Origin of the sequence: Cupriavidus sp. SS-3, from assembly GCF_035818815.1 — a bacterium.
Taxonomy (GTDB): domain Bacteria; phylum Pseudomonadota; class Gammaproteobacteria; order Burkholderiales; family Burkholderiaceae; genus Cupriavidus; species Cupriavidus taiwanensis_C.
Genome location: NZ_JAYLVT010000003.1, coordinates 274,932 through 288,978, shown reverse-complemented (window position 1 = coordinate 288,978; position 14,047 = coordinate 274,932). Strand labels below are relative to the sequence as shown.

General features: G+C 69.6%; 14 protein-coding genes. 5 read left to right on the top strand and 9 right to left on the bottom strand.

The features are described 5' to 3' along the window. The first annotated feature begins 83 nt into the window (after positions 1 to 83). The 3 genes from wrbA to U9J39_RS07245 are packed head-to-tail and all read left to right on the top strand — an operon-like array spanning position 84 to position 2,528. A complete protein-coding gene (gene wrbA, locus U9J39_RS07255) occupies positions 84 to 686 on the top strand; it encodes an NAD(P)H:quinone oxidoreductase (protein WP_326346828.1) in 603 nt (200 codons plus the stop codon). After that, positions 683 to 1,090 (top strand): DUF2069 domain-containing protein, encoded by a 408-nt coding sequence (locus U9J39_RS07250; protein WP_115709011.1) that lies wholly within the window; start codon positions 683 to 685, stop codon positions 1,088 to 1,090. The genes wrbA and U9J39_RS07250 overlap by 4 nt, the downstream gene beginning before the upstream one ends. Before the next feature lie 19 nt (positions 1,091 to 1,109). Next, positions 1,110 to 2,528 carry an FAD-binding oxidoreductase gene (locus tag U9J39_RS07245; protein WP_115709009.1) on the top strand — a complete coding sequence of 473 codons (1,419 nt, stop codon included), beginning with the start codon at positions 1,110 to 1,112 and terminating at the stop codon, positions 2,526 to 2,528. Positions 2,529 to 2,540: 12 nt separating this feature from the next. On the opposite strand, the gene U9J39_RS07240 is transcribed toward U9J39_RS07245, so the two are convergent. The 8 genes from U9J39_RS07240 to U9J39_RS07205 all read right to left on the bottom strand — a co-directional run bounded on the left by U9J39_RS07240 (position 2,541) and on the right by U9J39_RS07205 (position 11,153). Further along, entirely contained in the window at positions 2,541 to 3,419 is an 879-nt protein-coding gene (locus U9J39_RS07240; RefSeq protein WP_326346827.1) for an N-formylglutamate amidohydrolase, read from the bottom strand. A 2-nt stretch (positions 3,420 to 3,421) separates the two neighbouring features. Then, complete coding sequence (locus U9J39_RS07235) at positions 3,422 to 4,459, bottom strand: porin (RefSeq protein WP_326346826.1); 1,038 nt, start codon at positions 4,457 to 4,459, stop codon at positions 3,422 to 3,424. A gap of 164 nt (positions 4,460 to 4,623) precedes the next feature. Then, positions 4,624 to 5,583 (bottom strand): ABC transporter ATP-binding protein, encoded by a 960-nt coding sequence (locus U9J39_RS07230; RefSeq protein WP_116312397.1) that lies wholly within the window; start codon positions 5,581 to 5,583, stop codon positions 4,624 to 4,626. Continuing rightward, positions 5,580 to 6,542 carry an ABC transporter ATP-binding protein gene (locus U9J39_RS07225; protein ID WP_326346825.1) on the bottom strand — a complete coding sequence of 321 codons (963 nt, stop codon included), beginning with the start codon at positions 6,540 to 6,542 and terminating at the stop codon, positions 5,580 to 5,582. Before U9J39_RS07225 ends, U9J39_RS07230 begins: the two co-directional genes overlap by 4 nt. A 10-nt stretch (positions 6,543 to 6,552) precedes the next feature. After that, complete coding sequence (locus U9J39_RS07220; RefSeq protein ID WP_326346824.1) at positions 6,553 to 7,509, bottom strand: ABC transporter permease; 957 nt, start codon at positions 7,507 to 7,509, stop codon at positions 6,553 to 6,555. A gap of 60 nt (positions 7,510 to 7,569) precedes the next feature. Then, a complete protein-coding gene (locus tag U9J39_RS07215) occupies positions 7,570 to 8,541 on the bottom strand; it encodes an ABC transporter permease (protein WP_115708997.1) in 972 nt (323 codons plus the stop codon). A gap of 38 nt (positions 8,542 to 8,579) precedes the next feature. Next, on the bottom strand, positions 8,580 to 10,208 hold the full coding sequence (locus U9J39_RS07210) for an ABC transporter substrate-binding protein (protein ID WP_326346823.1): 1,629 nt from the start codon (positions 10,206 to 10,208) through the stop codon (positions 8,580 to 8,582). 186 nt (positions 10,209 to 10,394) lie between these two features. Then, the gene (locus tag U9J39_RS07205; protein ID WP_115708994.1) at positions 10,395 to 11,153 is read right to left on the bottom strand and encodes an IclR family transcriptional regulator; all 759 of its coding nucleotides are present in this window, start codon (positions 11,151 to 11,153) and stop codon (positions 10,395 to 10,397) included. Between the two features lie 243 nt (positions 11,154 to 11,396). Here U9J39_RS07205 and U9J39_RS07200 point away from each other — a divergent pair, with 243 nt between their 5' ends. Both U9J39_RS07200 and U9J39_RS07195 read left to right on the top strand, forming a co-directional pair. Further along, on the top strand, positions 11,397 to 12,563 hold the full coding sequence (locus U9J39_RS07200) for a thiolase domain-containing protein (protein ID WP_115708992.1): 1,167 nt from the start codon (positions 11,397 to 11,399) through the stop codon (positions 12,561 to 12,563). Between the two features lie 17 nt (positions 12,564 to 12,580). Then, on the top strand, positions 12,581 to 12,979 hold the full coding sequence (locus U9J39_RS07195) for a Zn-ribbon domain-containing OB-fold protein (RefSeq protein WP_012352500.1): 399 nt from the start codon (positions 12,581 to 12,583) through the stop codon (positions 12,977 to 12,979). 63 nt (positions 12,980 to 13,042) lie between these two features. Here the strand turns inward: U9J39_RS07195 and U9J39_RS07190 are convergent, their stop codons facing one another. Beyond that, the gene (locus U9J39_RS07190) at positions 13,043 to 13,918 is read right to left on the bottom strand and encodes a pirin family protein (protein ID WP_116312393.1); all 876 of its coding nucleotides are present in this window, start codon (positions 13,916 to 13,918) and stop codon (positions 13,043 to 13,045) included. Between the last annotated feature and the right edge of the window lie 129 nt (positions 13,919 to 14,047).

Below are 14,047 nucleotides of genomic sequence, written 5' to 3'. Positions count from 1 at the left end.
GCGCATCTATAATACGCGCATTGTTGCCGGCATCCTCGCGCATCACCCCTTCGCTGTCCCTTCACCGCCGGCCGTCCCGCTCCATGACCGAGATCCTCGTCCTGTACTACAGCCGCTACGGCAGCACCCGCAAGCTTGCCGAACTGATCGCCACCGGCATCGACAGCGTCCCCGGCGCCCAGGCCCGCCTGCGCACGGTGCCGCCGGTTTCCACCGTGTGCGAGGCCACCGCGCCGGACATCCCCGCCGACGGCCCGCCCTATGCCGAGCTGCGCGACCTGGAGGAATGCGCCGGGCTGGCGCTGGGCAGCCCCACCCGCTTCGGCAACATGGCCGCGCCGGTGAAATACTTCCTCGACGGCACCGTGGCCCAGTGGCTGTCGGGCGCGCTCGCCGGCAAGCCCGCCTGCGTGTTCACCGCCACTGGCAGCCTGCATGGCGGGCAGGAGACCACGCTGGTGTCGATGATGCTGCCGCTGCTGCACCATGGCATGCTGATCCTGGGCCTGCCCTATTCCGAAAAGGGCCTGATGACGACGGCCTCGGGCGGCACACCTTATGGCCCCAGCCACCATGCCCACGGCGACAACCGCGGCCCTGTCACCGAAGACGAATCGGCGCTGGCCCTGGCCATGGGCCGCCGGCTGGCGCAGACCGCGCTGCGCCTGGCCGGAGCGCAGGCATGACCCCCGCCGCGGACAACGACCAGGCCCTGCACAGCCCGTGGCTGTACCGGCTCAGCGTGGGCAGCCTGCTGGCGCTGCTGGCGCTGTGCATTGCCTGGGAATGGTTCCTGGCGCCGCTGCGGCCGGGCGGCTCGTGGCTGATCCTGAAGTTCCTGCCGCTGCTGCTGCCGCTGCGCGGCGTGCTCACGCGCAACCGCTACACCATGCAGTGGTCGTCGATGCTGATCCTGCTGTTCTTCACCGAGGGCATCGTGCGCGCCACCAGCGACCGCGCGCCCTCGTCCACGCTGGCGTGGGTCGAGGTGGCGCTGACGCTGGTGTTCTTCACCAGCACCATCCTCTACCTGCGGCCGTACAAGCGCCGCGCCCGCGCCGCCGCCAAGGCCGCGGCGCGCAAGTCCTGAATCGCGTCCACCCATCGCCATGACCTCGCCTCAAGACTCCTTCCTGGCACTGTGCCGCGCCGCGCTGGGCCCGCAGCACGTGCTGACCGACGCGGCCGACCAGGCGCCCTACCTGACCGACTGGCGCAAGCGCTATCGCGGCGAGGCGCTGGCAGTGCTGCGCCCCGGCACCACCGCGGAAGTCGCCGAGGTGGTCCATGCCTGCCATGCGCACCGGATCGCCGTGGTGCCGCAGGGCGGCAACACCGGCCTGTGCGGCGGCGCCACGCCGGTGGCGGGCGCGCCGCAGGTGGTGATCTCGCTGCAGCGGCTCAACCGCATCCGCCAGGTCGATCCGCTCAACAACACCATCACGGTCGAGGCCGGCGTGGTGCTGCAGCAGCTGCAGGAGGTGGCGCGCGAGCACGGCCGGCTGTTTCCGCTAAGCCTGGCGGCCGAGGGCAGCTGCACCATCGGCGGCAACCTGTCGACCAATGCCGGCGGCACCGCGGTGCTGCGCTACGGCAACACGCGCGAACTGTGCCTGGGACTGGAAGTGGTGACGCCCTCCGGCGAAACCTGGCACGGGCTGCGCGGCCTGCGCAAGGACAACACCGGCTATGACCTGCGCGACCTGTTTATCGGCGCCGAAGGCACGCTCGGCATCATCACCGCCGCGGTAATGAAGCTGTTCCCGCTGCCGCGCGCGTCGGTCACGGCGCTGGCCGCGGTGCAGAGCCCGCGCGCCGCGCTGGCGCTGCTGGCCATCGCCCAGTCGCACGCCGGCGCCATGCTGACCGGCTTCGAGCTGATGTCGGCGCTCAGCATGACGCTGGTGACGCGGCACTTCCCGCAGCTGCGCTATCCGTTCGCCGACATGCATCCGCAGCTGGTGCTGCTGGAGCTGTCCGACAGCGAAAGCGAAGCCCATGCGCGCGGTATCTTCGAGACCATGATGTCGGCCGCGTTCGACGCCGGCGTGGTCGCCGACGCGGTGGTGGCGGAGTCGGTGCAGCAGTCGCGCGACTTCTGGAACCTGCGCGAGCATATTCCGCTGGCGCAGGTGGAAGACGGCAAGAACATCAAGCACGATATCGCCGTGCCGGTCTCGCGCGTCGCGGACTTTATCGAGTGCACCGACGCGCTGCTGCAGAACGCCTTTCCCGGCGCGCGCATGGTCACCTTCGGCCATCTCGGCGACGGCAACCTGCACTACAACGTGGCGCCGCCGGAGGGCGTCGATCACGATGACTTCCTGGCGCACCAGGACCAGGTCAACCGCATCGTGCACGACAGCGTGCGCTCGCATAACGGCTCGATCTCGGCCGAGCACGGCCTGGGCCAGCTCAAGCGCGAGGAGAACCGGCATTACAAGAGCGAGGTCGAGCTCGCCATGATGCGGGCGATCAAGGGCGCGCTCGATCCGCTCGGGCTGATGAACCCCGGCAAGGTGGTGTGAGCGCGCCTGCGCTCAGCGGCGCAGCTCGGTGTGGCGCAGTTCGGTCTGGCGCAGTTCGGTCTGGATATAGGCCGCCACGTGCTCGAGCAGCTCGTCGAGATGCCCGCGCAGCACGGCAAAGCCCGCATGCTGCCCCAGCGTGGCCTCATCCATGTACAGCGCCCGGTTGATCTCGATCTGCAGGCTGTGGCGCCGCTGCGCCGGATCGGCATAGGCGCGGATCAGTTGCGCGCCCTTGTACGGCCAGTTGATGGCCACATGGTAGCCCAGGCTGCGCAGGCACTCTGACACCAGCTCAAGGAACGCCGCCGAGCAAGTCGCGCCGTCGCCGTTGCTGACGACGAAATCGGGCCGTGCCGCGCCGTTGTCGACGTTCATCGCATTGCCGCGCGACTTCATCGAATGGCAGTCGAGATGCCACACCGCGCCGCAGCGCGCATGGTGCTGCGCCAGCAGTCCGGACAGTGCCGCGTGGTACGGGTCGTAGTAGGTCTTGAGCAGGTATTCCGCCATATGCGGCGACAGGGTCGCGGCATAGACCGGCACGCCGGGCAGCGCCAGCCGGCGCAGCACGCCCATGCCGCGGCCGGACTTGTCGCTGGGGCGCACGTCATAAGGCATGGCGCCGTCGATCAGGTCGGGATCGATATCGTCGCGGGCGCGGTTGACGTCGACCAGCCAGCGCGGGAAGTCCGCGCACAGCAAGGTGCCGCCCACCCGCGGCGCATGCGCGAAAAGCTGGTCGACATAGGCGTCCCAGCCCGTCAGCAAGGCTTCGGGCGGCGCCGCCAGCGGCAGGGTCTCGGCATGCAGCAGGCCGCTGTGCGGGGAATCCACCACCAGCGGCAGCGCCGCCCCGGCCGGTTCAGTCAGCGAATACGGAAGCGTCATGGTCAGAATTTGTGCTGGATGCCGACGCCCACCGTGGTCACGGTGTCGCCGGACTTGTGCGAGTTGGGATCCTCGCGGTCGAAGAAGACATAGGGCATGGTGCGCTTGCTCAGGCTGTAGCCGTAGCCGGCCTGCACCTTGCTGAGCCGGCCCTGCGGGTCGCGCTGCACCGCGCGCTGCATGTAGTTGACGGTGAGCTTGTGCGCGCCGTACGGCACCGAGAAGCCGACCAGCCAGTACGGCACGTCGGTACGCGTAGTCGCGGTGCCGGCGTAGCGGTCGCGCCCGACGATGCCGTAGAGGTTGACCACGGAGAAGTCGTACGAAGCCACCGCCTGCACCTTGTCGCGGAAATCGTTGGCCACCAGGCCGCCGCTCTTGGCATCGCGCGAATAGCCCAGGCCTGCGGAGAACTTGCCGGCGGCGTAGTTCAGGCCCAGGTCGAACTGGCGGAAATCGTCCTCCGCCTGCACCGGCGGCCGGGTATTGGGCGTGGTCGAATCCGGCCCCGCCAGGTTCATGCGCGCCCGCAGCGAGAAGCCACCGAAGCTCGGCGTCATATACCCCAGCGCATTCGACACGCGGTTGCGCGCATTCAGCACCTTGGTGCCGATCGCTGTGGCGCCCGCATCGTGGATGGCGAAGTCGACGTTCTGCGTCACCTGCGAATAGATCGGCGAACCCACGATCGTCGCCGAATCCAGCCGGCCCAGCGCGATCGCGCCAAAGCCGCCCTGCAGGCCGACGAAGGCATGGCGGAACTGCGGGTTGGTGGCGACGCCGTCGTCGGCGCCGAAACCCTGCTCCAGGCCGAACGCCGCGCGCAGGCCGCCGCCCAGCTCTTCGCTGCCGCGCAGGCCCCAGCGCGAGGCGTTGTCCGCCATCTGCGTGCCCCGGCCCTTGGGCCCCTTCTGGTATTCGATGTCGGTGTCGATGCGGCCATACAGCGTCACCGTTGCGTCGGCCGCGGCCGACAGCAGCGCCAGCGCGCTGCCGAGGCAGGCGCGTGCGAGTGCGCGCCGGGTGTGGATACCGTTCATGCTGTTGCTCCCCTGTCGTGGTCTGTCATGCAAGAAATCCCCCCTCTGTGGTCCAACTGCCGCGTGTTGCGCCCGCGCAGCGCGCACGCACCCGCCCATCCCGCGCGGGCGGGATGGAACCATTCGATCGGGAACGTAAGCGGGCCGCGCCGGGCGGCGGCTATCTAGTCATTCAGGTGACAGGCGGACAGGCGTCCGCCGATATCGCGCAGCAGCGGCACCTGCGTCGTGCAGCGCGCGCTCGCGTGCGGGCAGCGCGGATGGAAGGCGCAGCCACCGGGCGGCGCCAGCGGGCTGGGCAGTTCGCCGCGGATGGGCTGGTGCGCGGGCGGACTGGCGCCCAGGCGCGGCGCGTCGGCCAGCAACGCGCGCGTATAGGGATGGTTGGGCGCGGCGAACACCTCGCGCGCGGGGCCGCTTTCGACGATGCGGCCCAGGTACATGATCACCACGCGATCCGACATATGCTCCACCACCGCCAGGTTGTGGCTGATGAAGACATAGGTCAGCGCGTGCTCGCGCCGCAGCTGCATGAACAGGTTGATGATCTGCGCCTGCACCGAGACATCGAGCGCCGACACGGCCTCGTCGCAGATCAGCAGGCGCGGACGCAGCGCCAGCGCGCGCGCGATCGCCACGCGCTGGCGCTGTCCGCCGGAGAACTCGTGCGGATAGCGCTCGGCATAGCCGCGATCGAGCCCCACCTGCTGCAGCAGCTCGCCGGCGGCGGCGGCGGCGCGCGAGCGCTTGACCAGGCCGTGGTAGACCGCGCCTTCGGTAATGGCCTGGCCGATGCGAAGGCGCGGGTTCAGCGACGCATAGGGATTCTGGAACACCATCTGCACCGCGCGGTGATAAGCGGCCGAAGCGAGATCGGCGCGCTGGCCTTGCCATGCGATCTCGCCGCCGGTCCGCGGCAGCAGGCCGGCCAGCATGCGCCCCAGCGTGGACTTGCCGCAGCCGGACTCGCCCACCACGCCGAGCACCTCGCCCTGGCGCACCTGCAGCGAGACATCGTTGACGGCATGCACCGCCTGCGCCGGCTTGCCGGCCATGCGCGCGAGCAGGCCGGGCTTGAGCAGAAAGCGTTTCTGCAGGTTGTGCGCTTCGAGCATGACCGTCATGCCGCCTCCAGGGGATAAAAGCAGCGCAGCGTGCGGCCGCGCACAGTGGTTTCGACAGGGACCTGGGCGCACGCCGGGCGCGCGCGCGGGCAGCGCGGCGCGAAGGCGCAGCCCGGCGGCAGCGCCGCCAGTGCCGGTGCCGCGCCCGGGATCGCGCGCAGGGTGGCGCCGCGCATCGCCGGCGTCGGCAGCGAATCGAGCAGGCCGCGCGTGTACGGATGCAGCGGCCGTTTGATCAGTTCGTCGACCGGCCCCTGCTCCACCACGCGGCCCGCGTACATCACGCAGACACGGTCGACCAGGTCCTTGACCACGGCAAGGTCGTGGCTGATCCAGATCGCCGCGGCGCCGGTCGCGCGCACCAGCTGCTTCATCTCGTAGAGGATCTGCGCCTGGATGGTGACGTCGAGCGCGGTGGTGGGCTCGTCGGCGATGATCAGGTCGGGCCGGTTGATCAGCGCGTTGGCGATCGCCACGCGCTGGCGCATGCCGCCGGACAATTCGTGCGGATAGGCGCGCATGCGCTCCCGCGGCGCCGGGATGCCGACCCGCGCCAGCGCATCGACCGCCTGCGCATGGGCCTGCGCGCGGGTACGGCGGTGATGCACCAGCACGGTCTCGGCGAGCTGGTCGCCCACGCGCATCACCGGATTGAGCGACATCATCGGGTCCTGGAACACCATCGCGATGCGGTCGCCGCGCAGGGCCTGCCACTGGCGCGGCGAGCACGCCAGCAGCTCCTGCCCCTTGAAGCGGACCGAGCCGCCGGTGACGCGACCGGGCGGGTCCAGCAGGTTCATCAGCGAGAACGCCGTCACCGACTTGCCCGAGCCGGACTCGCCCACGATGCCCAGGATCTCGCCCGGCTCCAGCGTGAACGACACGCCGTCGACCGCCTTCACCGTCCCGTGCGCGAACGCGAAGCTGGTGCTCAGGCCGGAAACTTCCAGTAGTGCCATGCCGGGCTCCTTATGCTTCCAGCCGCGGGTTGAGCACGCGGCGCAGGCGGTCGCCCACCAGGTTGATCGAGCCGATCAGCAGCACCAGCGCCACGCCCGGAAACACGCTGATCCAGTACTTGTTCGACAGCATGTATTCGAAGCCGTTGGCGATCAGCATGCCCAGCGACGGCTGCGTGCGCGGCAGGCCGATGCCGAGGAAGCTCATGGTGGCCTCGAGCGTGATCGCATGCGCGATCTGCAGCGTGCCGGTCACCACCAGCGGCGCCATGCAGTTGGGCAGGATATGGCGGAACATCACGCGCAGCGCCGGCAGCCCCTGGCCCAGCGCGGCCTCGACATATTCCTTGCGTCGCTCCACCTGCGCCGCGCCGCGCACGGTGCGGGCAAAATAGGCCCATTGCACGATCACCAGCGCCAGCAGGGTCTTGTCGACGCCCTGCCCCAGCACCGCCAGCAGGATCAGCGCCACCAGCACCGCCGGCAGGCTCAGCTGCAGGTCGACCACGCGCATGATGGCGGCATCGACCACGCCGCCGAAGTAGGCCGCGGCCAGCCCGACTGCGCTGCCCACCATCAGCGCCACCACCGCGCTGATCACGCCCACGCCCACGCTGATGCGGATGCCGTAGAAGATGGCGCTGAGCAGGTCGCGCCCGGCGCCGTCGGTGCCGAGCCAGTAGTGCGCCTGGCCTTCATAGCCCGTGCTGCCAGGCCGCAGCTCGGAATCGATCACCGACACCGTGGCAAGGTCATAGGGGTTCTGCGGGCTGAGCGCATGGGCCAGCACGGCCACCAGCAGCAGCACCAGCAGCAAGGCCAGCGCGGCGGCGCAGACGCGGTTGGCGCAGAAGCGCCGCAGCAGCGAAGGGCGTGCCGGCGGCGCGGCGGCTGGCGCCGGCGGGGCCGCGGCCGGCGCCGGGAGCGCGGGAACGGCATCATCGTTTTCGGATAGAGGCAGGGACATCGGTTCAGTCTCGGTCTTCGGTTTCAGTCTTCGATAGCGGGGGAACGAACGCGGCGGGAGCTAGGCGGCCTTGTGCCGCAGGCGCGGGTCGAGCACCACGTACAGCAGGTCGACCACCAGGTTCAGCACCACGAACAGCAGCAACGTCACCAGCAGGTACGCCACCACCACCGGGCGATCCAGCGCCAGCACGGAATCGATGATCAGCTTGCCCATGCCGGGCCACGAGAACACCGACTCGGTCACCACCGAGAAGGCGATCAGGTGGCCGAACTCCAGCCCGACCACGGTCACGATCGGGATCAGCACATTGGGCACCACGTGGCGCAGAACCAGCCGCGCCCCGCCCACGCCCTTGGCGCGGGCAAATTTGATGTACTCCTGCCCCGCCACCTCGCGCGTGCCGGCCTCGGTCAGCCGCGCCACCAGCGAGATCTTGAACAGCGACAGGGTCAACGCCGGCAGCAGCAGGAAGCGGATGCCCTCCCAGCTGGTCACCGACAGCGGCATGCCCAGCACCGTGCTGACCGGCCCGCGCCCGCCCGACGGCAGCCAGCCCAGGTTCACCGAGAACACCAGGATGCCGATCATGCCGATCCAGAAAGTGGGCATGATCACGCCGCCGAGCGAGGCCGCCATCAGCATCCGCGCCAGCCGGCTGTGCGGCTTCAGGCCGGCGTAGACGCCCATCGGGATGCCGATGCCGAGCGACAGCAGCAGCGCCGTCACCGCCAGTTCCAGCGTGGCCGGCACGCGGCTGACGATCAACTCGATCGCGGGCCGGTTGTAGACGAACGAGTCGCCGAGGTCGCCGTGCAGCGCGCCCTTGAGGAAGCGCAGGTACTGCTGCGGCACGGGCAGGTCCAGGCCGAGCGCGTGGCGCGCCTCGGTGATCTCCTGCTCGGTGGCGGTGGGGCTGACCAGCAGGTGCACCGGGTCGCCGATCAGGTTGACCGCGCAGAACGTCAGCACCGACATGATCCAGAGCACCGCGATGCTCTGCAGCAGCCGTTTGAGTAGGGTTTCAAGCATGGTAGGAAGCCGGTGGTAGGCGGATACGGAGTGGCACGTCAGCGTTGCGGCACGGCCGGCGGTGCCGGGCGGATATTGCCGGCATAGGTGAAGCCGTCGCTGCGCGGCTGCACCACAAGCCCGTCGCGATAGGCCCAGGCGGCGCGCAGGTGATGCAGCGGGACGATACCGGCGTCGGACGCCAGGCGCTCCGCCGCGCCCTGCTGCGCCAGTTCGCGCGGGGCCGGCGCCATGGTGCGCATGGCCTGCGCGATCAGTTCGTCGACGGCGGCGTTGGCATAGCCGCTGCGGTTGTTGGCGCCCAGGCCGGCGGCCTTGTCCTGCGCATGCGCCACCGCCACCAGCGGCTCGAGCGAATCGCCGCTGACCGCGCCGATGCCGAGCAGGAAGGCGCTGAACTCCGGCTTGCCGCCGGCGCCGCCCGAGGTGGCGCGGGTGATATAGACCGAATACGGCAGCGTGCGCACCTCGGTGCGGATGCCGGCGCGGGTCAGCATCTGCCCGACCGCCTCGCAGGTCTTGGCGTCGTTCAGGTAGCGGTCGTTGGGGCAATGCAGCGTCAGGCGGAAGCCCTGCGGATAGCCGGCCTGCGCCAGCAGCCAGCGCGCCCGCTCCACGTCGGCGCGCGGCGCCGGCACCGCCGGGGCGAAGCCGAAGAAGCCCTGCGGCACCATCTGACCGGCCGGCACGGAATCGCCCTTGGTCACGCGCGCCGCGATCAGGTCGCGGTCGATCGCCAGGCTGATCGCCTGCCGCACCCGCACGTCGCGCAACGGGTTGGCCGCCAGCGGCTGACCCGCGTGGTCCTGCACATAGGGCGAGACCGCGCGAGCCTGGTCCAGTTGCAGGTAGTTCAGCATGTACGAGGTGGCGGCGACGGTGCGGATGCGGCCGTTGGTGCGCGCAAAGGCCTCGGCAATGCTGGCCGACGAGGCGTCGATCACGTCCACCAGACCGGACAGCAGCGCCGAGGCCCGCGCCGGCTCCTTCGGGATGAACTGGAATACCACCCGCTGCCACGGCTGCGGCCCGCCCCAGTAGCCCGGATTGCGCGACAGCGTCAGCTGCTGGCCATGCTCCCACGCCACCAGCCGGTACGGGCCGGTGCCGATGGCGGCGCCGCCGTGCGCGAAATCGGCCTCGCGCACGCCGGGGCCGAGCGAGCGCGGCAGCATCGCCACCATGCCAAGGTTCTGCGGCAGCACCGGGTTGGGCGAACGGGTGCGCACGCGCAACGTCAGCGGCCCGGTGACCTCGACCGCCGCCACCGACTTCAGGTAGGTGCGGAAGGTGCGCGCGCCCGGCAGCTTCATCGCGCGCTCGATCGAGTAGCGCGCATCGTCGGCGGTAAATGGTTCGCCATTGCTGAAGCGCACGTCGGGACGCAGCTGGAACTCCCAGGTGCGGTCGTCCAGCTGGCGCCAGCCAGTGGCCAGCTGCGGCACCGGGCGCAGCGCGTTGTCCAGGCCGACCAGGGTTTCGTAGACATGGCCCCACAGGTTGCGTCCGGCGGCGTCGAGCACATGGGGATCGGCAGCGCTGATCTCGGCCTTGTAGCCGATGCGCAGGTCGGCGGCCCGCGCGGTGTTCGCGCCAGCGATCAGCGCCGTGGCGGCCAGTGCGACGGCGGCAAGGCGCGCCCGCAAGGAAACGGCTGGGTTGGGCATGGTGGGGTGGTTCGCTTCCCGATACATTGTTTCATTCAGTGATACCGTGTATCGAAGGATAAGACATCAACATGGGTCCCGATAAGCAGGGTTTACCCCCGAGCCGTGCATCGGGCCCAAAAAAAACGGCGCCGAAGCGCCGTTTGGGACGGGAAGTGCGCGGGACGTGGCCGCGCGGTACCGGGTTCAGCCGCCCGCGTAGCCGAGTGCCCGCGACAGGTTGGCGGCCTCCGCCACCACCATCGCCACATGGCTGTCCAGCGCCTGCTGCGTGGTGCGACTGGCCGGGCTGGCAATGCTCAGCGACGCCACCGCGGCGCCGCTGTGGTCGCGCAGCGGCGCCGCGGCAGAGACGGCGTCGGCATCGCGCTCGCCCACCGAGACCGCATAGCCGGCGGCACGGATCGCCGCCAGTTCGTCGCGCAGCGCCTGCGGCTCGATGATGGTTTTCGCGGTGAAGCGCTCCAGCGGTTGCGCCAGCACCGCCTCTGCCACCTCGGGTGCGGCGAATGCCAGCAGCAGCTTGCCGGAGGCCCCCACATGCAGCGGCCGCCGGTTGCCGATCTCGGTATGCACGCGCACCGATTGCGTCGACTCGTGCCGCGCCACGCAGACCGACTCGAGCCCGTCGCGCACGCGCACGATCACGTTTTCGCCGCAGGCCGCGCCGATCGCCGCCAGCCGCGGGCCCACCAGCTTGACCAGGTCGAACTGTTCGCGCGCGGCATTGCCGACCAGCAGCGCGTTGTAGCTGAGCTTGTAGACCGCCGCCGGCGACTCGCGTGCGATCAGGCCGCGGTGCTCGAGCGTGGTCAGCAAGCGGAACGCGCGCGCCTTGGTCAGTCCGGCGCGCCGTGCCAGTTCGGTCACGCCCAGCGATGGGTGCTCAGCCACCAGCATCAGCAGGCCCAGGGCCTCATCCACCGCTTCAACGATGTAGGTCATCGATCCTTTTGGTTCAGACTCAGAAATATCCAGCGCAGATTGTAGCGGTCGCCGCAATCGTTCGCGCGCCAAGTGCGTCGCGCCAGGCTTGGATGGCCGCGTCCCCGCCCGCACCGAATACACCCTTCGGCAGTTCCGAATACAAGGCAGCGGGCAAGCTACGCAATACTCTCGGGATCGCCGTGCCAGCATTGCGCCCGCACCGCCCCCGCTGGCACCACCTGACGCACCGAAGGAGAACAGATGAGCATCAACGGCAAGGCCTACATCGTCGGGGCCTACGAGCACCCGACCCGCAAGGCACCTGACAAGACCGTGGCGCAACTGCATGCCGAGAGCGCCAAGGGCGCGCTGCAGGACGCCGGCCTGACGCTGGCCGACGTCGACGGCTATTTCTGCGCCGGCGACGCGCCCGGGCTGGGCGCGGTCAACATGGTCGACTACCTCGGCCTGAAGGTGCGCCATGTCGATTCCACCGATACCGGCGGTTCGGCCTACCTGGTCCATGTCTCGCACGCCGCGCAGGCGATCGCCGCCGGCAAGTGCAACGTCGCGCTGATCACGCTGGCGGGCCGCCCGCGCTCGGAAGGCTCCACCGGCACGCAGGCGCGCAACTGGGGCGCCAACCTGCCCGACCTGCCGTTCGAAAGCCCGTTCAGCCCGGTCACCGTCAACCTGTACGCGATGGCGGCGATGCGCCATATGCACGAGTACGGCACCACCGCCGAGCAGCTGGCCTGGGTCAAGGTGGCGGCGTCGCACCACGCGCAGCACAACCCCCACGCCATGCTGCGCGACGTGGTCACGGTCGAAGACGTGCTGAATTCGCCGATGATCTCGGATCCGCTGCACAAGCTGGACTGCTGCGTGGTCTCGGACGGCGGCGGCGCACTGGTGGTGGCGCGACCGGAGATCGCCGCCACGCTGCGGCGGCCCAGGGTGAAGATCCGCGGCGCCGGCGAATACATCAAGGGCCAGCTCGGCGGCGAAGTCGACCTGACCTGGTCGGGCGCGCGCTTCTCGGGCGCCACTGCGTTTGCCGAAGCCGGCGTGACCCCGGCCGACATCAAGTACGCGTCGATCTACGACAGCTTCACCATCACCGTGCTGATGCAGCTGGAAGACCTGGGCTTCTGCAAGAAGGGCGAAGGCGGCAGGTTCGTCGCCGACGGCAACCTGATCTCCGGCGTCGGCAAGCTGCCGTTCAATACCGATGGCGGCGGCCTGTGCAACAACCATCCGGCCAACCGCGGCGGCATCACCAAGGTGATCGAGGCCGTGCGCCAGCTGCGCGGCGAGGCCCACCCCGCGGTGCAGGTCGCCAATTGCGACCTCGCGCTGGCGCAGGGCACCGGCGGCTACCTGGGCTCGCGCCACGGCAGCGCCACCCTGATCCTCGAACGTGAATAAAGCGCGGGAGCACTGACATGACGACCCCCCACATCCCCGCCGTCTACAAGGCGCCCGACGAACAACCCGACAACCTGCCGTTCTGGCAGGCCGCGCGCGAAGGCCAACTGCTGGTCAAGGTCTGCGACGACTGCGGCAAGCCCCACTGGTATCCGCGCGTGCTGTGCCCGTTCTGCATGGGCACCACCTCGTGGAAGCCGGCCAGCGGCCGCGGCACCATCTACACCTACAGCGTGACGCGCCGCGCCGGCCCCAACCCGTTCTGCATCGCCTACGTCAAGCTGGACGAAGGCGTGACCATGATGACCCATATCGTCGACTGCGATCTCGACACGGTGCGGATCGGCCAGAAGGTGCAGGTCAAATTCTCGCCCAGCGACGGCGGCGCGCCGGTGCCGACCTTCACGCTCGCCTGAGCCGGCGTGGTCGGTAGCGGGCATTGCGCCCGCCGCCTGCCACAGCCCGCTTGCTGCGAATTTCTACTGCCGCCCCGCGGCCATGCTGCCGAAGCGGCCGCTGCTGAAGTCGCGGAACGCCTCGGCGATCTCCGCCTCGGTGTTCATCACGAACGGGCCGTGGCCGACGATGGGCTCGTCGATCGGCTCGCCGCTGAGCAGCAGCACCATGGCATCGGTGCCGGCCTCGATGCTGACCGCATCGCCGGCGCCATCCAGCACCACCATCTCGGCATCGCGCACGGTGGCCTCGGCGTTGACCGTGACCTTGCCGCGCAGCACCACCAGCGCGGTATGCCAGCCCTCGGGCAGCGCCAGGCGCGGACTGGCGCCCTGGTTCAGGCGCATGTCCCACACGTGCATCGGCGTAAAGGTGCGCGCCGGGCCGCGCTTGCCTTCGTACTCGCCGGCGATCACGCGTACCGTGCCGGCGCCGTCCGGCATCGGCACCGCCGGGATATCGCGGTCGACGATGGCCTGGTAGCCCGGCGCGGCCATCTTGTCGCGCGCTGGCAGGTTGACCCACAGCTGCACCATCTCCAGCGCGCCGCCGCTTTGCGTAAACGCGGGCGAGTGGAACTCTTCATGCAGGATGCCGGCGCCCGCCGTCATCCATTGCACGTCGCCCGGACCGATGACCCCGCCCTGCCCGGTCGAGTCGCGATGCGCGACCTCGCCCTTGTAGACGATGGTCACGGTCTCGAAGCCGCGGTGCGGATGCTGGCCCACGCCGCGCGGACGCTGCGTCGGCGTGAAATCGGCCGGGCCGGCGTAGTCCAAAAGCAGGAACGGGCTCAGCTGTTTGCCGTGGCTGGTGTACGAGAACATCGAGCGCACCGGGAAACCATCCCCGACCCAGTGCGGACGCGGTGCGCTGTAGACACCCAGAATGCGCTTCATGTCGATCTCCGAGAGTGCCGGCCAGGCGGGGCCGGCAATGATCCATGAAGCGATGATAGGTGCCGCGGCCGGTGCGCGGTAGACGGCCCGATTGCGATGCAGCGTCCTGCCGCTGGAACGATGCCGCCA